At 37.2% G+C, this 20,912-nt stretch carries 16 protein-coding genes; 14 read left to right on the top strand and 2 right to left on the bottom strand.

The window, feature by feature from the left end; genetic code table 11:
- The first annotated feature begins 100 nt into the window (after positions 1-100).
- The 7 genes from RCJ93_RS03910 (at position 101) to RCJ93_RS03880 (ending at position 9,287) form a co-directional block, all read left to right on the top strand.
- Positions 101-1,210, top strand: coding sequence for a carbohydrate kinase (locus tag RCJ93_RS03910; RefSeq protein WP_446738447.1), 1,110 nt, complete (start codon positions 101-103; stop codon positions 1,208-1,210).
- Positions 1,207-2,118, top strand: a complete 912-nt coding sequence (locus RCJ93_RS03905) for a pseudouridine-5'-phosphate glycosidase (protein WP_251646228.1) — start codon at positions 1,207-1,209, stop codon at positions 2,116-2,118. The genes RCJ93_RS03910 and RCJ93_RS03905 overlap by 4 nt, the downstream gene beginning before the upstream one ends.
- 245 nt (positions 2,119-2,363) lie before the next feature.
- Complete coding sequence (locus RCJ93_RS03900) at positions 2,364-4,415, top strand: carbon starvation CstA family protein (RefSeq protein ID WP_150284307.1); 2,052 nt, start codon at positions 2,364-2,366, stop codon at positions 4,413-4,415.
- A 13-nt stretch (positions 4,416-4,428) separates the two neighbouring features.
- Positions 4,429-4,632 (top strand): YbdD/YjiX family protein, encoded by a 204-nt coding sequence (locus RCJ93_RS03895; protein WP_446738446.1) that lies wholly within the window; start codon positions 4,429-4,431, stop codon positions 4,630-4,632.
- A gap of 470 nt (positions 4,633-5,102) precedes the next feature.
- Positions 5,103-6,443, top strand: a complete 1,341-nt coding sequence (locus tag RCJ93_RS03890) for an allantoinase (protein ID WP_066786953.1) — start codon at positions 5,103-5,105, stop codon at positions 6,441-6,443.
- A gap of 35 nt (positions 6,444-6,478) precedes the next feature.
- Positions 6,479-7,834 carry an allantoinase AllB gene (allB, locus tag RCJ93_RS03885; RefSeq protein WP_446738445.1) on the top strand — a complete coding sequence of 452 codons (1,356 nt, stop codon included), beginning with the start codon at positions 6,479-6,481 and terminating at the stop codon, positions 7,832-7,834.
- A gap of 76 nt (positions 7,835-7,910) precedes the next feature.
- Positions 7,911-9,287, top strand: a complete 1,377-nt coding sequence (locus RCJ93_RS03880) for an NCS1 family transporter (RefSeq protein ID WP_066786959.1) — start codon at positions 7,911-7,913, stop codon at positions 9,285-9,287.
- A 37-nt stretch (positions 9,288-9,324) separates the two neighbouring features.
- Here RCJ93_RS03880 and RCJ93_RS03875 read toward each other — a convergent pair whose 3' ends face one another.
- Complete coding sequence (locus RCJ93_RS03875) at positions 9,325-10,983, bottom strand: PucR family transcriptional regulator (RefSeq protein WP_446738444.1); 1,659 nt, start codon at positions 10,981-10,983, stop codon at positions 9,325-9,327.
- Between the two features lie 169 nt (positions 10,984-11,152).
- On the opposite strand from RCJ93_RS03875, the gene RCJ93_RS03870 reads away from it, so the two are divergent.
- Positions 11,153-12,055 carry a DUF2877 domain-containing protein gene (locus RCJ93_RS03870; RefSeq protein ID WP_150284310.1) on the top strand — a complete coding sequence of 301 codons (903 nt, stop codon included), beginning with the start codon at positions 11,153-11,155 and terminating at the stop codon, positions 12,053-12,055.
- A gap of 21 nt (positions 12,056-12,076) precedes the next feature.
- The gene (locus RCJ93_RS03865; protein ID WP_066786968.1) at positions 12,077-13,399 is read left to right on the top strand and encodes a uracil/xanthine transporter; all 1,323 of its coding nucleotides are present in this window, start codon (positions 12,077-12,079) and stop codon (positions 13,397-13,399) included.
- A gap of 53 nt (positions 13,400-13,452) precedes the next feature.
- Here the strand turns inward: RCJ93_RS03865 and RCJ93_RS03860 are convergent, their stop codons facing one another.
- Complete coding sequence (locus RCJ93_RS03860) at positions 13,453-14,322, bottom strand: alpha/beta hydrolase (RefSeq protein ID WP_251646242.1); 870 nt, start codon at positions 14,320-14,322, stop codon at positions 13,453-13,455.
- 256 nt (positions 14,323-14,578) lie between these two features.
- Between RCJ93_RS03860 and RCJ93_RS03855 the strand changes: the two genes are divergently transcribed.
- The 5 genes from RCJ93_RS03855 (at position 14,579) to allD (RCJ93_RS03835) (ending at position 20,896) form a co-directional block, all read left to right on the top strand.
- On the top strand, positions 14,579-16,246 hold the full coding sequence (locus RCJ93_RS03855) for a PucR family transcriptional regulator (RefSeq protein WP_066786975.1): 1,668 nt from the start codon (positions 14,579-14,581) through the stop codon (positions 16,244-16,246).
- A 327-nt stretch (positions 16,247-16,573) separates the two neighbouring features.
- Entirely contained in the window at positions 16,574-17,806 is a 1,233-nt protein-coding gene (allC, locus tag RCJ93_RS03850) for an allantoate deiminase (protein WP_150284926.1), read from the top strand.
- A gap of 43 nt (positions 17,807-17,849) precedes the next feature.
- Positions 17,850-18,614 (top strand): (S)-ureidoglycine aminohydrolase, encoded by a 765-nt coding sequence (allE, locus tag RCJ93_RS03845; RefSeq protein ID WP_066786979.1) that lies wholly within the window; start codon positions 17,850-17,852, stop codon positions 18,612-18,614.
- A gap of 151 nt (positions 18,615-18,765) precedes the next feature.
- Complete coding sequence (allD, locus tag RCJ93_RS03840; protein WP_150284313.1) at positions 18,766-19,815, top strand: ureidoglycolate dehydrogenase; 1,050 nt, start codon at positions 18,766-18,768, stop codon at positions 19,813-19,815.
- A gap of 31 nt (positions 19,816-19,846) precedes the next feature.
- Positions 19,847-20,896 (top strand): ureidoglycolate dehydrogenase, encoded by a 1,050-nt coding sequence (allD, locus tag RCJ93_RS03835; protein ID WP_150284314.1) that lies wholly within the window; start codon positions 19,847-19,849, stop codon positions 20,894-20,896.
- The last annotated feature ends 16 nt before the right edge of the window (positions 20,897-20,912 follow it).

Genomic DNA, 20,912 nt, shown 5'->3' with positions numbered 1-20,912 from the left:
TTAATGAAAAGGCTTTCATGTTTTTATTGACAACAGATAGAAAAGATATTATGATTAAACAAATGTTTGATTAATAAACAAATGTTTGAAAGGTGATAAGATGCCTGAAAAAATAACTGATAAAGAGCAGTTGATTTTGAATGCGATACGCAAGAATCCTTATGTGTCTCAGCAAGAGCTTGCAGAGATGTTAGGCTTATCTCGTCCATCAATTGCTAATATGATTTCTGGGTTAACTAAACGAGGTAATATTTTGGGTAGGGCCTATATTTTAAGTGAATCCGAACAGATCATATGTGTTGGCGGAGCCAATATAGATCGGAAATTTCATATCAAAGATAACGCTCAATTAGGCACTTCGAATCCAAGTTATACTACACAAAATGCTGGAGGAGTAGCCCGTAATATTGCAGAGAATTTAGGAAGGCTTGGTTGTGATGTGTCGCTGTTTTCTGCAAGTGGTCTCGATATGGATTGGTCATTCATTGAAGACGCATCATCTCTTTATATGAAGCTTGATACAGTAGCTAAATTCCCTGAAAAGGCGACAGGTTCTTACACTGCTGTTTTGGATGCACAGGGTGAATTAATCATAGCCCTTGCAGATATGGAAGTATATGAAGCTATCACGCCTGATTTGCTGTTAAAAAATGAAGCTTTATTAAGTCAATCCAAATGCATTGTGGCAGATTTAAATTGCCCTAAGGAGACCATTCAATTTTTGTGCAGCTTTGCTAAAATCCATAACTTGCCAATAGTGATAATTCCTGTTTCATCTCCGAAAATGAATCGCTTGCCAGATGATTTGGCAGGGGTATCATGGATTATTACCAACCGAGATGAATCGGAAACTTACTTTAAAACTGAAATTAAAACAAATGAAGATTGGGAAAAGGCTGTTGAAAAGTGGCTAGGTTTAGGTATTGCTAATGTAGTCATCACAAATGGCAAAGAGGGGTCTATGATAGGTAATAGAAATGAAGGAATCCTACATATCCCACCCATACCAGTCGAAGAAATTGCTGATGTAACAGGAGCTGGAGATGCGTTTTCGTCTGCTGTTATTTACTCTTGGTTGGAAGGAAAACCTTTAACCGAAATAGCTAGAGCTGCAAGTGTGAATGCTTCTAAAACATTGGCATCACCATATACGGTTAGACAAAATTTATCCGCAATACAATTACAAAAAGACATGGAGGAATTATCATGAATGAATACATCACTTTATCTGAGGAAGTACGTGCAGCAAAAGAACAAGGGAAACCAGTTGTGGCTTTAGAGTCAACCATTATTTCTCATGGCATGCCTTATCCGCAGAATGTAAAAACAGCACGTGAAGTAGAGCAAATAATCCGTGATAATGGGGCAGTCCCAGCAACGATTGCTATAGTGGATGGAAAAATAAAAATTGGCCTATCAGATGAGGAATTAGAAATGTTCGGCAAGAGCTCGGATGTAGCGAAAGCGTCACGTCGTGATTTAGCTTATTTACTTGCTACAAAAAAACTTGGAGCTACTACTGTAGCTGCAACAATGATTTGTGCAGAGGCAGCTGGAATCAATATATTTGTTACGGGTGGTATTGGTGGTGCTCATAGAGGTGCTGAGAATACTATGGATATTTCAGCAGATTTAGAGGAATTGGGTCAAACAAATGTAGCAGTAGTTTGTGCCGGAGCTAAATCTATTCTAGACTTAGGATTAACTATGGAATATCTTGAAACAAAAGGTGTACCAGTAATCGGTTATAACACGGACGTACTTCCAGCTTTCTATACACGCAAAAGTGAATTCCCAGTCAACTTTAAAGCAGAAGATGTCGAGACAATTGCTTCAACATTAAAAGTGAAGTGGGATTTAGGCCTTAAAGGCGGAGCTGTTATTGCCAATCCAATTCCTGAAGAATATGCAATGGACGAATCTGTAATTAATGAAGTGATTGAATCTGCATTAAAAGAAGCAGTAGAAAAACAAATTACAGGTAAAAATGTAACTCCTTTCTTATTAGGAAAGGTAAAAGAACTAACAAAAGGTAAAAGTCTTGATGCCAACATTGCATTAGTGAAAAATAATGCAGTGATTGGTGCAAAAATAGCTGTCAACTACAATCAACTTTAAGTATCAACAAAGTAGATAAATAGAATAGAAAATGAGTGGCCTTAATCTAAATGATTAAGGCCTTTTATTTTTGAGAAATATTTTTTAAATTGTCGAGTTTCTTCTTTATATATATAAATATAAAAATTATTTTGTTTTGCAGATTATATTATTATATAATTCAGAATAAACTGTATATTAATCATTTGTCAGGAGGAGAGAAAAAGAGATTTATACAGAATCAGAATCAAAAGGGGGCAGGAAAGTTGAAAGCATTAAGATCCATCTTATTATGGGGAGTAATTTCTGCTATTGGGGCAATAAGTTTTGGTTATGTTGCTTTAAAACGTGGTGAAAGTATCAATGCAATATGGATTTTGACCGCAGCTCTTTGCGTTTATGCTATTGCCTATCGTTTTTACAGTAAATTTATAGCGAATAAGGTTTTTCAGCTCAATGATTCTAGACAAACGCCAGCAGTAGTGAACAACGATGGAAAAGACTATGTTCCTACGAATAAATGGGTTTTATTTGGACATCATTTTGCAGCTATTGCAGGTGCAGGTCCGCTAGTTGGGCCTATTTTAGCTGCACAAATGGGCTATTTGCCTGGAACACTATGGATTGTGGTAGGCGTGGTGGTAGCCGGAGCAGTTCAAGATTTTATTATTCTATTCGGGTCAATGCGACGCAACGGAAAATCGTTAGGTGAAATGATTAAAGATGAAATTGGCAAAGTAACAGGCATTATAGCAATGGTAGGAATTTTAGGCATTATGGTCATATTATTAGCTGTATTGGCTCTAGTCGTTGTTAAGGCTTTAGCGGGTAGCCCTTGGGGTATGTTCACCATCGCAGCAACAATTCCTATTGCTATATTAATGGGGATTTATATGAGGTATATCCGTCCTGGAAGAGTGGGCGAAGGTTCAATTATTGGTATTATTCTATTAATTTTATCTCTTTATTTCGGACAATATGTATCAGAACATGAAACGTTAGCGCAAATGTTTACCTTTAAAGGCGAAACAATTGCTCTTATGATGATCGCTTATGGTTTTATTGCTTCTGTATTGCCGGTATGGCTTTTGCTGGCTCCGCGCGATTATTTAAGTACGTTTTTAAAAGTAGGGACTATTGCCGGCCTGGCGCTAGGGATATTAATTGTAGCTCCTTCATTAGAAATGCCTGCTGTAACCAAATTTATTGATGGTACTGGTCCTGTCTTTTCAGGTAACCTTTTCCCATTCCTATTTATTACTATAGCTTGTGGATCGGTATCAGGGTTCCATGCATTAGTTTCATCAGGTACTACTCCAAAAATGATTGAGCGTGAATCACATGCGAGAGCAATCGGCTATGGAGCTATGCTAACTGAATCTTTTGTAGCTGTGATGGCCATGATAGCAGCATGTGTTCTTACACCAGGTATCTATTTTGCTATCAACAGCCCTGCAGCTGCAATTGGCACTGATGCTGTTACTGTAGCTGCTACAATAAGTGATTGGGGTTTTAAATTGACTCCTGATGATTTAACAAGGCTTGCCGATCAGGTGGGTGAAGCCTCTATTCTTTCAAGAACGGGTGGAGCGCCTACATTAGCAATCGGAATGGCAGTCATATTCTCGAAGGTAATTGGCGGAACGACTATGATGGCTTTCTGGTATCACTTTGCCATTCTTTTTGAAGCGTTGTTTATTATGACAACTATTGATGCAGGTACTAGGGTTGGCCGTTTTATCATTCAAGATTTAATAGGGAACTTCTATAAACCATTCGCAAAGACTGATGCCTGGGTACCGAACATTATTGCTACGGCACTATGTGTTGCAGGGTGGGGGTATTTCCTCTATCAGGGTGTTGTAGACCCATTAGGTGGAATTAATACACTTTGGCCGTTATTTGGTATCGCCAACCAAATGCTCGCGGGGATTGCGCTCGTCTTGGGAACAACTATTCTCTTTAAAATGGGGAAAAAAGTTTACACATGGGTCACATTGTTACCGACCACTCTATTGTTAGTTGTAACAATGACAGCGGGGTGGCAAAAACTGTTTCATGACAACCCTAAAATCGGCTTCTTATCACATGCGAAAGTATTTCAAAATGCGCTTGATAAAGGGGAAGTATTGGCACCAGCAGCTACTATAGCTCAAATGCGTCAAGTTTTAGTCAATGATTATGTAGATGCTGCCCTTTGTGCAATCTTTATGATTGTCGTGATTACTGTCTTTATTTCCGCTCTACGAATTTGGTTCAAAGTATTAGGTAATAAAAAAGTAACGCTCCATGAAACCGTGTATAAACGAAGTGCATAAAGGAGGAGCTAATATGCTAACTATTTTAAAAAAGGTTCTAGAACAACGAAATCAATTTATCTCGCTTTTAGTTGGAGTTCCGAGCTATGAAACATATGTAAAACATATGATAGAGGCAAATCCAGATCAGCAAATAAAAAGCAGGAAGGAGTTTTTCTGCGAAGCGCAGGAAGAATGTTACAATGGGAAAGATGGTAAAGTTTCACGCTGCTGCTAGGCTTTCAACTATATAAATAGAAATTTACGAAGCCTCCAATTCTTTTAGAATTGGAGGCTTTTATTATACAAAGAATAGAATATTTTGGTTTTTATTACGTAAAATTTAGCAAAAACGGGTAAACAAAACAAAATTAAATATTACTTTAAGATAGTTATTGTAAATAAACGATTTGTTCAAAGTGAACAAAAATTGAAAATCTATTAGAAAAAATGTACACTAGCTATTGTGTAATTTGTTTAAAGTGTCTAACGACCAACTAATACAAAATGATTATAATAATCTATGTATCTAGTATATGACAAAATTCGAGCGTTTTTACGACGAATCTTTGAACATTTCAAGAATATTAGTAAAGACTTTGCCTCTTTATACGCTGCTTGAATAATAAGTGTTTGCGTATTAAACTAGCTAAGCCATGCAAACTATATTAGAAATAGTCAAAACAGACATTGAGAGGAGAAGGAATTATGACTTCATATGATTTGATTATACGAAACGGCAATATAGTAAGTGCTGATTCTGTTCAGCTAGGAGATATAGCGATTAAGGACGGAAAAATTCAAGAAGTGGCATACGGAAGAAAAATTGACGGAGATGCCCTTAAAGAAATTAACGCAGAAGGTCTTCATGTCTTTCCGGGTTTAATAGACTCACATGTTCATTTTAATGAACCAGGTAGAGCTGAGTGGGAAGGCTTAGAGACAGGTAGCAAGAGTTTAGCTGCAGGTGGTGCAACAACATTTTTCGATATGCCGTTAAATAGTACTCCTCCGACAATTAACGCTGAAAACTTAGCTTTGAAAAAAGCACTTGCGGATCAAAAAGCTGTTGTTAATCCTCGTTTTTGGGGTGGCCTAGTCCCTGAAAATATTAAAGATTTAAAGGGATTGCATGACAATGGCGTTATCGGTTTTAAAGCTTTCATGTCTCCAAGCGGCATTGCTGATTTTAATCACAGTGATGATGAAACCATTTTTAAAGGAATGAAAGAAATTGCTTCATTCGGTTCTATTCTTGCTGTGCATGCTGAAAGCACTGTCATTTGTGAGCAGCTTGCTGAAGAAAAAATTAGTCAAGGTAAAACTTCTGCAAGAGACTATGTAGAGTCTAGACCTATCATTTCTGAAATTGAAGCAGTTAGAAGAATTATTTCTTATTCAGAAGCGACAGGTTGTAAACTACATGTAGTACATGCGAGCAGCCGTAAAGTTGTAAAAATCATTGAAGAAGCAAAACAAAGAGGCGTGAATGTAACAGTTGAAACATGTCCTCACTATCTTGCATTAACAGTAAAAGATTTAGAAGAAAAAGGCGGCTTAGCAAAATGTGCTCCTCCTTTACGCGATGAAGATGAAGTGGAAGAGTTATGGGCTGCACTAGCTAATGGCGAAATTGATGTCATCGGTTCAGACCATTCTCCAGCACCAGCTTCTATGAAAACTATTACAGATAATTTCTTTGAAGGCTGGGGCGGAATCTCAGGTGCACAATCCACACTGAATATTTTGCTTACAGAAGGGTACTATAAACGCAATCTGCCATTAGAAAAAATCGTAAAACTAACAGCTGAAAACCCAGCGAAACGCTTTGGACTTTCTACAAAGGGTAAAATAGCTACAGGCTATGATGCTGACTTGGCAATTGTTGATTTAAATGAAAGCTTTACCCTTCATAATGAAGATTTATACTATCGCCACAAACACTCTCCATATGTGGGCATGACTTTCAAAGGGAAAGTTAAAAACACATTGGTTAATGGCGAAGTAGTCTTTGAAAACGGCAAAATTATAGTCGATAAAGTGCAATAAGCTTATTCTTTATTCGAGAGAGGAGTTCTTAAAGTATGTTTGATTTATTAATAAAAGGCGGTAACGTTGTTTTTCATGATGGCGTACGCAAGGTAGATATTGGAGTCAAAGATGAAAAAATTTCTTGCATTGCAGAACATATCACTGAAGATGCTAAAGAAGTGATTGATGCAGCAGGACAATTTGTAATGCCGGGTATGATTGATACGCATGTGCATATCAGTGAACCAGGTCGTACAGAATGGGAAGGTTTTGAAACAGGCTCTAAATCAATGGCAGCCGGTGGTACTACAAGTTATGTAGAAATGCCGTTAAACGCTCTTCCTGCTACAATTAATAAAGAAGCATTAGATCTTAAACTGGAAGCAGCCAAAACACAAAACTATGTGGATTATGCGTTTTATGGAGGTCTTGTTCCTGATAACTTGGACAAGTTAGAAGAATTAGATGCAGCTGGAGTACTTGCATTTAAATGTTTCTTATCTGACATAACGAGTGATATTCCTGGTGACTTTACAAATGTAGATGATTATACATTGTATAAAGGAATGCAAAAATTGGCTGAGTTAGACCAACTGCTTTGCATACATGCAGAAAATCCATCTGTAACGAAAAAACTTGCTGAAGACATGGTAAGAGAAGGCCGTACTACTGCAATGGATTACGTGGAATCACGTCCTATCTTTACTGAGGTAGAAGCAGTTTCCCGTGCAATCCTTTTTGCCAAAGAGACAGGCTGTAAACTTCACCTTGTGCATATTAGTACATCTGAAGCAGTACAAGTTATCGTAAAAGCACAACAAGAAGGTGTGGACGTAACACTAGAAACTTGTCCTCATTATTTGGCTATTACTGCTGAACAAGTGGAAGAAATTGGGCCACGCGCAAAATGTCAGCCGCCACTAAGAAAAGCAAAAGACCAAGAAAAACTTTGGGATGAGCTAATGAAAGGCAATATTAACTGGATTACATCTGACCACTCTCCTTGTACTGAAGACTTAAAACAAGGCAACATATTTGAAGCATGGGGCGGTATTAGTGGTGTTCAAAATAATGTCGATTTGATGTTTGACTTAGCTGTAAAACAACGAGGTTTACCAGTTAACAAGTTCGTTGACTTAATTGCGACGCATCCATCTGAACGCTTTAACTTGCCAAACAAAGGTGAAATCGCTGTCGGTAAAGATGCGGATATTATTTTTGTTGACCCTGACCAATCTTATGTAGTGAAAAGAGAAGATCTTTACTATAAAAACAAATTTAGTGCCTATGAAGGCAGACAAATTGATTGTCGTGTCACTAAAACAATTGTACGCGGTAACGTTGTGTTCGACTTAAATGAAGGTATTGTCGGGGAGCCAATCGGAAAATTGATGGCTGCTCAAAAATAATTCCTTAAATTAAAAAAGTGAAATGGGCGCGGGTATTGCTGTGCAATGCCCGTGTTAAATGAGAGGGTATTTTAGAATGACAAATAATACAAATGAGGTACAGCCACACAGCGGTGAAGACGAAACTCTACACCCGAAAACGGCTGACAAAAGAACAGTAAATCCACTTTCATATATGTTTATGTGGATTGGTGATGGTGTTAACCTTGGTAATATGACTTTGGGAGCGAGTTTGGTAGTAGCAGGTGCTGCAACATTAAACATGTTCCAAACATTTGCGGCAGCTATTATTGCCATCGCAATTATTTCAACCATTTTCATCTTAAATGACAGACTAGGTTACAAAGAAGGCGTTCCTTATGTTGTACAACTAAGAATGTCATTCGGTTTTAAAGGAACAATCATTTCATCCTTATTGCGAGGAGTTCCTGCGATAATCTGGTATGGTATTCAAAGCTGGATTGGTGGTACTGCATTAAACGAAATCCTAACAATCGCAACGAATGGTGCTTTTGATAATATTGCTATTTGCTTCGTTGCTCTTGTATTATTGCAAATTGTTTTATCTTTATTCGGTTTCCATGCTATTAAATGGGTAGAAACTCTTGCTTCTGTCGTTATCATGGTAGCATTATTGTACGTATTCATCATTTTAGTGCGTTCACATGGTACTGAAGTAGCGAAAAATTGGATCCATGTTCAAGGTTCTTGGGGTCTACATTTCTTCGGTTTCATCATGGTATTCTTAGGTAACTACGCAGCGATTTTCCTAAGTGCTGCTGACTATTCTCGTGAATTAAAAGCAGGTTATAGTGATACAAAACGAGGATTCTTATACTTTTCTCCAATCATGATTGCTTATGGATTTGTTATTACAATTGGTGCAATGCTTGCATCAGTAACTGGTATTACAAACCCTTCAAAAGCATTAGCAATCATTATTAATAATGATGCAATCACAATCGGTGTTTCAGCATTCATTGTGTTAGGTGTTATTGCAACAAACATGGTTGCTAATATTATCCCGCCTGCATACGTTATTACATTGTTAACAAAAGCGAAATACAAAGTAGCTGTTACTGTAACTGGGGTACTTGCACTTGTTTCATTCCCTTGGATGCTTGTTCAAGAATCTTCAGCAAAAGGTTTAAATATGTTTGTTTTAATCTACTCAGCATTCTTAGGACCAATCGTTGCTATTCTATTGGTTGAATACCATATCTTTAGAAAAGGTAAAGTCGACGTTGCGGATTTATATAATGCGAACGGTCCATATAAAGGGTTTAACCCTGCAGCAATCATTGCAATGCTGGTTGGTGCAGCAGCAGCCTTTATTGAAGTAGACTTAGCTTGGATTATTGGTTTCTTCGTAGCTGGTATTGCTTATTACTTAATCACGAAATTTGGATTTAAAAATTCTCCTTTCAAAAAAGGAACAATATTCGAGAAATAAAAGGAAAAGGATTGGAGATTTATCTCCAATCCTTTTTTTAAAATAATATTGACGGATCTTCATTTTCTTCAAGAAGGGTACCAATCAATAATGCCACTCTTATTCGCAGAGAGTCTTGCGGATCGTGAAAAGAACGGCCTAGCATATCTTCTGCTTTTTCAATCCTATACTTTACTGTATTTCGATGAATAAATAATTTTCTAGAGGTTTCAGATATCTCGCAATGTGAATCGAGATAAACTTGGATAGTTTTGACTAATTCCACATCTTCTTTTGATTTAGGATAAGCAAGGGTTTTAAGTGTATTTTCATATAGTTCTTTTAAATTCTTTTTTGGTATCATATTGAATAATTCTTTTATTTCTCTTGTTTTATAAAAATGAATAAAAGAAGTTTTTTTCAAATCGTACCCATTTGAAATAGCTTCGGCTGCCTCTTGGTAGATCAGTGAAATGTCATTGAGCGATGGAGTTGGGTTACTAATTCCAAACGACAATGAAAAATCTCCGTCAATACTTTGGATGTTCTGTACAATATTCAGTAACTTTTGTCTTTCAGCTTCTGAATATTGTTCAAATTGCAAGAGCAGCACAAAATACTTTTCCTTCGTAAATAATGTTCCGTTCATTTCACCGTTAACCATTTCATCTTCTAACTGATCATAAATACTATTATGCAAATCGCTTACCTTTTTTTCATACAGTTGAAGCGTTTCATAATTTCTTCCCACAGGATCAATGTTGCAAACAATGCAAATAGTTTCTAATTGCGGGTATAATCCGTAATATTGGCATCTTCCAATAATCTCTTCCTCTGAGCTAATCCTTTTTTCAATTAAATCTGCAAAAAAGTTATTTTTAAATAATCGAGAGTTTTCCTCAATTGCTTGCTCCTTAACCAGAGTGAAAGAGATGACATTGCTTGCTTGTTCAATCGCCACTTTAGAAGCAGGATAGGGAAGGGTCAAAGCATCTACAATTACTAGCATACTTTCATGCTGTCGTTTTGTTTTAACAGGATAGCTTGCAGCTGACTTATAGCTTTCAGAAGTGAGGGTATACGTTGTTCCATGTCGCGCTTCATAAAGATTATTTTTTACCAGTTGGATGATTTCCTGTTCAACAATCTTCATCGGCTCTTTATTAAATTCATGTGTATGAGCAATTTTTTCTCCACGATGATTTAATAATAAGGCAGGGCGTTTAAGGAAAAATCCTAACTGTTCCACAAGAGCTGACAAAGTGTACCCTTTAATCAACATATCAGAGAACTCTTTATGCACATGCATGGCATAATATAATTGTTCTGACTCCGCATCATTTAAATAATTTAGTATATGTCTTGATACATTTCCTAATGTATGCTCAGTTGGCAAATCGATAATAGGGAAGGCTAATTCATCAGCCAGCATTTTAACCGTTTCAGGCAATTGGCCTAAGAAACGATGTGTCTTAATAATAATACCTGAACAGTTACGTGTATGCATTTGCTGGATAAGTTCATATAGCTTTTCTGTATCGTCTTTAAAAGCGTAACCAGTTGTTAGAAGCAAGTGGTTTTCGTTTAAAAATTGTATCACATCGGGTGTATCAGAAATGTTCACAAATTGTACTGAACGGCCAAGACCTCTATGTCCAGCTAGCACAACACAATCCTTCATAACATCTAATATAAATAAGTCATTCATTGTTTTCATAGTTAATCCCTCATTGTAAGGTTATGTGTAGGTAACTATTATACGTTAACAATAAACAAAAAACAAATGGTTTTTTAGTCATTTTAAACAATGACAAGTTTGTAGTAATGTACTAAACTTATAAGGATGTTTTAATATATAGGCCAATATATCGATAGGAGGGAAGATCATGGAGTGGCAAGCTCGCACAATAAGTGCTGAGATTCATCCTATACTTAAAAATAATCCGCAAGGTAACGTCCATAGTGTATTTAACAACAGTTTTAATTTGGCGTTCGGTGGACATCTCATTCATATTGGGACATCGGAGAACGGTACCCCTCCATTTGGTATTACCTTAAAGGAAGGAGCCCAAAAGCTTGCCCAACAGGTAATCCAAAACGAAGAAGTAATGTGGAATTCCGTATTGGATGCGCTTGTTTTAGCACCGAATCTTTCCATTTCATTGAAGAAGGCAGCTATAACAATTCCTGTTCTTCAACATACAGAGGTTAATTCTACTAGCATAAATGAAATTATCCGGGCAATTGCAGTAGAGCTTACTACAGACAACTGGCAAACGGGTCTTACACAAAACCTAGAAGATAATCAACTTATTAAGGAGTATATCTTAACCAAGAATTTCAAATCGGTTCAGCCGATTTTAAAGGAATTGGATAAGTTAAGTTTGCTTGCCTCTGGTGATGAATCAGTAGAACCGAAAAGCGTTTTCGATTTCTGGATTGGTAGAGGATTGGGCTTAACACCTAGTGGAGATGATTTATTAACTGGTTTATGTGCTGCTCTTACGGCACTCGGTAGTCAAAAGAATAGTTTCCAAAAAAAGCTACACTCGTATTTAGTGGAATATGGGATGAAGCGAACAACTTCTATTGCCTTAGAATACTTAATGTACGCCACACAAGGCAAATTTCATTCCCATCTTATAAACATGATGCAAATCATGACAAATCCACAAAATGAAAATTTACACGACGCGCTTTTGGAAATGAAAAAGTTAGGGCATACATCCGGTACAGACACATTATTAGGGATGTTACTTGGCATTAAAGCTCTTTCTATTTTGGAATAATATTGTATAAGAGGTGTACACATGAAAGAATTATTAAAATCTAGCAACTGGATTTCGGGCTTGCAATGGCTCTTTTTTATTTTTACAAATATAGTAGTAATCCCGATTACGGTAGGTGCAGCATTTGATTTACCACAAGGTAAAATTGTCAGTATGCTACAACTATCATTTATCGTAACGGGTCTTGCTTGTATCGTTCAGGCACTTGTAGGACATAAACGGGCAATCATGGAAGGGCAATCAGGTCTATGGTGGGGCGTAATTTTAGCGCTTGGCACTACTGCAGCTGCTCAAGGAATGCCTTTGGACGTTTTAGGCGGAAGTTTAACTGTAGGTGTCATTATATCAGCTATTTTAACATTTCTTATTGGTATTACTGGTCTTGGTCCACATCTTGCAAAGTTATTTACCCCTGCTGTTATGGGCGTATTTATGTTTTTATTTGGATGCCAAATTATTCGGATTTTCTTAAAGGGAATGCTAGGTATTCCTTTTGGTAACGGAGCAGATAATGCACATATTGATTTGCCGATTTCTTTGTTATCTATCATTATTGCTATACTTGTTATTGTGATTAGTGTTAAAGCTCCGGTCAGCATAAGACGCTATGGTTTGTTAATAGGTATTATTGTTGGTTGGATTGCTTATTCATTGATTTTCCATTCAGGTAATACAACAAGCGAATCAGGTTCATTTAGTCTTGATTTGTTTCCTTTAGGTAAACCAGCATGGGATCCAGGTATTATCATAACTGCTGTCTTAGCAGGCTTATTAAACTCAGCCAATACATTTGGAGCACTAAAAGGGACAGAAAGCATGTATAAGGTGAAAACGACGAACTCAGAATATAGAGTTTCATTCGTTATTACAGGTATATTCACTTTTATTGCGGGTTTGTTTGGACTTGTACCTTATTCTCCATATGTGTCTTCTATTGGATTTTTAAGCCAAACAGGTATCTTGAAAAGAATGCCATTTATTTTAGGTGGATTTATGTTCTTAGTTATGGGGTTAATACCGCCGCTTGGTCATTTCTTCTCATTATTGCCGCTGAGCATTGGTAGTGCAGCGTTGTTTGTTTCTTACTTGCTTCTTTTGAATTCTTCTTTCGCTTTCTTCAGACAAGTTAAGTTCAATACAATCAATGCATACCGTTCTGCGGTTCCATTGTTCGTAGGTATAATCATAATGACACTTCCTGCTTCTTATTTTGAAAGTATTCCAAGTGTTATCCGACCTTTGCTTAGCAGTGGTTTGCTAATGGGAATTATTTTAGCACTCTTAATGGAAAACTTAATCAAATGGGATCGTTACGGTGTAGAAGACGATAGTAAAAAAGCGTAAATATATGTAATGCTAAAAAGAGCTAAAGAATGAAAATTCTTTAGCTCTTTTTCTTATAGGTATTGATCTAAGAATTGAACAACCTCTTTAAAGGCATTTTGGACGTCAGAATTACCCCAATTTTCATCAAAAACATGCTTTCCACCTGGAATGGTGATTAGCTTACTTTGTACACCAGCTTCTTGCAGTTTTTCTTGCATTACAACAGATTGTTCATATGGGACATCTTCATCGTCTGTGCCATGAAGCAACAAAGTAGGTGGAAATTCAGCATTTGCTAAAGCTGCAGGACAATGCTGTAGTAGTTTATCTTTGAATATTACAGGGTGAAGACCGCTGATTTGTTCAATCCAATTGCCACTTTGTCTAGCATACATGTAGATCGCATAGCGTTTCTCTATAGGTCCTACTGATATCGGTTGGTCTGAAACAAGCATTTTTGCAAGCTCTGCCGGAACAGCTGTCATTTTTTGATAATGTGGGCTAGGTTTTGTTGCCCAATTGCCTGTAATGTCGCCATAGCCATAGAAAGAAACGATTGCTTTAGGCTTTTGATTAAATAATCCAGATAAGAGAGCTAAATACCCACCAGCAGAACCACCAATAACAGCTATTCTTTCTGGATCATATTTAAATTCATTAGTGCCTTTATTTTCAAGCCATGAGAGAGCACTTTCGATATCCGTACGAATTTCTGAAATTTTCGTTTCAGGTGCTAGACGATAATCGATAGAAAAAATATTGTAGCCTGCTTCATGGTAAAACTCAATTTGTTCCGCTTTCAAATCTTCGCGTGAGCCCCAAAACAAGCCACCACCATGTATATAGACAATTACTGGTTTATTTGCTTCATCAGCTGGATAGAAGTCTCCCTTCAACTCGAAGTTAAATTCCTTTTTAAAGGAAACAGTCGTTTTTAACATGTACTTCACTCACACTTTCTTTAAATCGTATAACCATATACTGGCTATAACGATCATTTGATTATAGCTAAATGAACTATGTTTTTCATTTGCTGTGTTATTATTGTATAATAATATGATGAATGTTTGCATGTATAAAGCAAAATTCATGTAGCAGTCGTTTCTTAACTAAACGTGCATTATCAAAAACTAGGCTATGCTGCTTAAAAGCTTAGCAGGTTAATGATTAATAAACTAATGTAAAGGACCATGGCAAATGGAATTTAAAGTATCCGACCTATTAAACTTAGCCCCACTTCAAAATGCAATCGTATTAGGTGGTGAGCGTTTTTTAAATAATGATGTTTCAGGTATTACCATTATGGAAGGACCTGATATCGTTGAATGGATTAAAGGCGGTGAAGTTATATTAACTAGCCTCTATTCCATTCGCTCGTTCAATGACAAAGAACAAATTGAGTTTATTGAAAGCTTGGCAAGAAAGAAAGTTAGTGCTCTCGTCATTAAGAATCTTGATACAGATATCTCTAATCCGTTGGTTGGTGCTGCTGAACAATTAGGCATGCCAGTCATACAGATGTCGAAAGAAATTCCTTTTATCGATGTAATGTATCCTGTAATGGGCGAACTATTTAATCGTCAAGTGAAGAAATTGCAATACTATAAAGAAATTCATGACCGTTTTACTGAAATCTCTCTGGCTGATAAAGGTATTGATAGTATAATTGCGACTCTTTCCGATTTGATCGGTAATCCTGTTGCGCTCTTCGATAGAAACTTTCATTGCATTGTTTCAACTGTACCTTACCTTGAAACGTTTGAATTGGTGGAAAAGGTTCATTTTTATGAGGAAACGATCAATATTAAATATCCGCATTATCGTCAAATCGTAAAATATCAAGAGATCCCAAATCAAAAAAGTCACCAAATCGTTGTTCCGCTTGAAACCATCAATCATATAAAGACATATCTGCTAATTGGTGAAATCAATAAGTCGTTAGAAGAACTTGATTTTATCGCTGTTGAAAACTCTGCTAATGCATTATCGCTTGAATTGGTTAAACAATTTGCGGTCTCCGAAGTTGAGAAGAAATTTAAAAACGATTTGGTTGATGAGTTAATTAGCGGTAAAATCCGTTCAATGCAATCCATATACGAAAAAGCAAATGTCATCAGCTGGGATTTTGAAGGTTCTTTTGTAGCTGTCTTATTTAAAATTCATCCACTTACTGAGACGTCGTATTCTAAAGAGAGCAACAAAAGTAATCTCCTAGATCGAAGCCATGCAGCGCTATATGATGCGGTAAATCATTATCTCCCTGGGGGAATTATTACTAACAAAGGCAATATGGTAACTGTGCTGTGGAAAGTTAAAAAGAAAAATGAATATGATGATAAGTCATGGCGAAAGGGCGTTCAAAAAACAGCTGCAAATATTCAACACATTATCGAGAAACAAATTCAAGATGTAGCAGTACAGGTGGGAATAGGAAATGTTGCAGAAAGTATTATCGAAATTTCAAAAAGCTACAAAGAAGCGCAAGATGCTCTCGATGTTGGTGAAAAGCTAAATGGTCAAAAATCTATTACTGCATTTGCAGAGCTAGGGATTTTCAGGCTTTTAAGCCAATTTGATGATCCACAAGTGTTAACTCAATTTATCCCACAATCATTACAGCGCTTGCTTGAATATCCCCAATCGAATCGCACAGATTTGCTGATTACATTGCAAACATTCTTGGAATGCCAACAAAATGCATCTAAGACGGCAAAAGTTCTTTTTATCCATTATAAATCTGTAATGTATCGGTTGGATCGAATAAAAGAAATAACTGGCATTAATTTTGATGATTCAGAGGAAACTCTGTCTGTACAAGTTGGTCTAAAAATCATCAACTTTTTGAAACGCGAAAGAGAAAAGTAATCACATTGTGTTTAAAAACCCTACCAACAAGGATGTTGGTAGGGTTTTTGTCTTATGAGGATAAAAAGATAAATAATATTTATCCAAGTATCATAAAGACTATTTGGATAAAAAAACTTACAATAGGAAGTGGAATTTTTATCACGATATAGGGTAAAAATAAACAAGTACGAATGTCCAAAATTAAATGCGGCATTTTATAAACACAGCTTTTTACAGGCTATGCGCAAATTACATAGTACAGTTCAACCCCATTTTTGGAGAATATGTACTGGTGATTTCCCTATAAAGATAGAAAGGAAGATGAGTGATTTGGCAATAGATGCAATGGATTTTTCTGCATTACCTGAAGAAACAGCTGGAAAGCTAGAATGGCTAGGCAGTTTTGGTAAGGATGCTAAAGGCGGTGTATCCCGTCTGCTTTACTCAAAAGAATGGGTCGAAGCACAACACGCTTTAAAAGAGTGGATGGAAAGCTTTGGTCTTTCTGCTCGCTTTGATGAAGTCGGCAACCTATTCGGTACATTAAAAGGTAAAGATGAATCAGAAACAATTTTAACCGGTTCTCATGTTGATTCCGTTGTTAACGGCGGTAAATACGATGGAGCATACGGGGTTATCGCTGGTATTATTGCGATTAAATATTTAAAAGAAACTTACGGAGAGCCACTTCGAAACATTGAGATTGTTTCAATGGCTGAAGAAGAGGGAAGTCGTTTCCCTTATGCTTTCTGGGGTTCTAAAAACATTGTTGGAAGCGCTAAACGTGAAGAAGTTGAATCAATTAGCGATTTCGAAGGCGTTCCTTTTGTAGATGCAATGAAAAATGCAGGTTTTGGCTTCAGAGATGAAAGCAAAGGACCTCGTGAAGATCTAAAAGCATTTGTAGAAGTGCATGTAGAACAAGGTAGCGTTCTTGAGACCGAAAAGAAATCAGTGGCAGTTGTCAATAGTATTGTCGGTCAAAGAAGATATACAATCGAAATTTCTGGTGAAGCAAACCATGCAGGTACAACACCAATGGGCTACAGAAAAGACGCTATGTATGCTGCAAGCCATATGATTTATGAAATCATTAATATGGCAAAAGAAGTTGGAGATCCTCTTGTAACTACAGTCGGCAAAGTGGAAGTAACGCCAAACATTGTCAATGTAGTACCAGGGAAAGCTCTATTCACAATTGATGTACGCCATACTGATAAAGATGCAATTGTATCCTTTACAGAAAGCATGACTGCTCGAATGAACGAGATTTCAAAAGAGCATGGTGTGGAAACAGATATTGATATGTGGATGGACGCAGATCCTGTTCCAATGGATAAAAACGTGGTTGAACTTATTGAGAAACAATGTGAAGAAAATGGATTGAACTATAAAGTAATGCACAGTGGTGCAGGCCATGATTCACAAATCTTTGCACCGTTTGTACCAACAGCTATGTTGTTTGTACCGAGCCTAAAAGGAATCAGCCACAACCCTGCGGAATTTACCGAGCCTGCTGATTTAGCTGAAGGCGTAAAAGCTCTTATTGGTGCATTGTATGAATTAGGCTATAAATAATCTTCAAAAATAATATAAAAAATAGATTAGGGGATGTATTTAAATGGGTTATCCTAAAGACTTACTTTCAAGCAGATCAATTATTAAACATGGTTTATATGCATTAATCGCTCCAGAAGGTTTAGTAAATAATGTGGTACCTGGTTTTGAAAACTGCTCTATGTCAATCTTAGGTTCACCAAAATTAGGCGCAAGCTTCGTTGATTACATCGTAACAATGCATGAAGGCGGCAAAAACAGCGAAGGCTTCTGCGGCCAAGACGATGTAGAAAGCTTTGTTTATGTACTAAGCGGCCAAGTGAAAGTTAAAGCTGGCAATGAAGAGTACACACTAAAAGAAAGCGGCTATGTATATTGCCCTCCAGGCGTTGCAATGTATTTAGAAAATGTAGAAGCTGGCGATTCTCGCTTGTTCCTTTATAAACAAAAATATAGACCACTTGAAGGTCGTAAACCATGGGTTGTATCTGGCCATTCAAACGATATCGACTACAGAGACTACGATGATATGACAAATGTTCATATCAAAGACTTGCTACCAATGGATATTGATTTCGATATGAACTTCCATATCTTATCATTCGATCCTGCAGCAAGCCACCCATTCATCGAAACTCATGTTCAAGAACATGGCGCTTACCTGTTGTCTGGTGAAGGTATGTATAACCTAGACAACGAATGGATTCCAGTTAAAAAAGACGACTACATTTTCATGGGTCCTTATGTACAACAAGCTGGCTATGCAGTGGGTAGAGAACCATTAACTTATGTATACTCTAAAGACTGCAACCGTGACGCATCACTATAATATCATTTTGCCTTATGCTCAGCGCATTTTAATTTTTGCTGAGGGTTAATATAGCAATCGGGCTGTACGGAACTCCACCTGAGCCTAATAGCTTGAGGTGGGTTAAAAGCCCGTTAATGAGAGATAATATCGAAAGCAAAGAGGTGCTACGATGAGAGTTAGCAAAGAAGATTTAAAAAGTTTAATCAAAAATAAGCTTCATAAAGCAGGGTTAAATGAAGAACATGCCTCAACAGCAGCTGACGTTCTTGTATTTGCGGATGAAAGAGGAATTCACTCTCATGGCGCAATGCGTGTAGAGTACTACGCTGAAAGAATTGCTAAAGGCGGCATGAACACAAATCCTGATTTCAAATTTGAAAAAACAGGTCCTGCAACAGGTGTTTTCCATGGTGATGGCGGTAATGGCCACACAGCAGCTAAACTTGCTATGGATGAAGCCATTAAAATGGCTAAAGAAAGTGGCGTCGCTATTGTAGGCGTACGTGACATTTCACACAGTGGAGCTATTTCATACTTCACAAATCAAGCGGCAGAATCAAACCTAATTGGATTCTCTGTTTGTCAATCCGACCCAATGGTAGTTCCATTCGGCGGAGCAGAGCCTTATTATGGCACAAACCCGATTGCTTTTGCTGCACCAAGCACAGACGATCGTAAAATGACATTAGATATGGCTACTACTGTTCAAGCTTGGGGTAAAATTCTACATGCTCGTTCTAAAAATCAAACAATTCCAGATACATGGGCTGTAGATGGAAACGGTGAACCTACAACAGATCCTTACAAAGTAAACGCATTATTGCCAATCTCAGGTCCTAAAGGCTATGGTTTAGCAATGATGGTGGATGTACTATCTGGTGTATTACTAGGCCTTCCATTCGGTAATAAAGTGTCTTCTATGTATGAAAACCTTTCAGAATACCGTAAATTAGGTCAACTTCACATTGTTATTAATCCAGAATTCTTTATGGGAATCACAGGCTTCCAAAAAGATATTGCACAATCTATGGACGACTTGAATGGCATTAAGCCTGCTCCAGGTTTCGACAAAGTATTGTATCCTGGACAAAACAATGATGTAGTGATTGCAGATTATAAGGAAAATGGTATTGAAATTGTAGATGATATTTATGATTATTTAAAATCGGATGTTATTCATAACAATCAATACGACCATAAAAATCCTTTTGCAGAATAAAATCAAATGGGGATCATAGGGGTGGAGCACAATGAAAGTAACAAAGGAAAAATTAAAAGACTTAATCTCAACAAAACTTCATAAAGCTGGACTCACAGAAGAGCATGCCAATGGGGTTGCGGACGTTCTTGTTCATGCTGATGCTAGAGGCGTTCATTCACATGGAGCTATGCGAGTTGAGTATTATGCCGAAAGAATCGCTAAAGGCGGAATTAATAATGAACCTAACTTCAAGTTCGAAAAAACAGGTCCTTGTACTGCTGTTTTTGACGGCGACAATGGGGTAGGTCATGTAGCTGCTAAGCTAGCTATGGATGAAGCTATCAAAATGGCGAAAGAAAACGGCATTGCTGTTGTTGGTGTTAAGAAAATAAGCCACAGTGGGGCACTTTCTTACTTTGTGGGGCAAGCAGCACATGAAAATTTAATTGGAATTTCTGTTTGTCAATCTGATCCTATGGTTGTGCCATTTGGCGGAGCGGAACCTTACTATGGTACCAATCCTATTGCCTTTGCTGCTCCTGGTAAAGATGGAGACCAAATCACATTTGATATGGCTACTACCGTTCAAGCTTGGGGAAAAGTTTTACATGCACGTTCAAAAAATGAACCAATACCTGAAACTTGGGCAGTAGACAGCAATGGTGAACCTACAACTGATCCATTTAAAGTTAATGCATTATTGCCTATTGCAGGTCCTAAAGGCTATGGTCTTATGATGATGGTGGATGTGCTTTCAGGTATCTTGCTGGGCCTTCCATTTGGCGGCAAGGTGTCTTCTATGTACCACGATTTGACTGAGTATCGTAATCTTGGCCAATTGCATATTGTCATTAATCCAGATTTCTTCACAACTTTAAGTGCATTCCAAGAAGGCATTTCTACTACTATGCAGGATTTGAATAACATAAAACCTGCACCTGGTTATGACAAAGTTTATTATCCAGGACAAAGAAGTGCTGAAAGAGTTAAGAAATACGAAGAAAATGGCATTGAAATTGTTGACGATATTTATGAGTACTTAACTTCAGATGTCATTCACAATAATGCATATGATCATAAAAATCCTTTCGCGGAATAAAGGATGAATAAGGGGC

The organism is Rummeliibacillus sp. BSL5 (assembly GCF_052928305.1).
The sequence above is the reverse complement of the archived record's forward strand: the minus strand, read 5'-3'. Positions and strand labels throughout refer to the sequence as shown.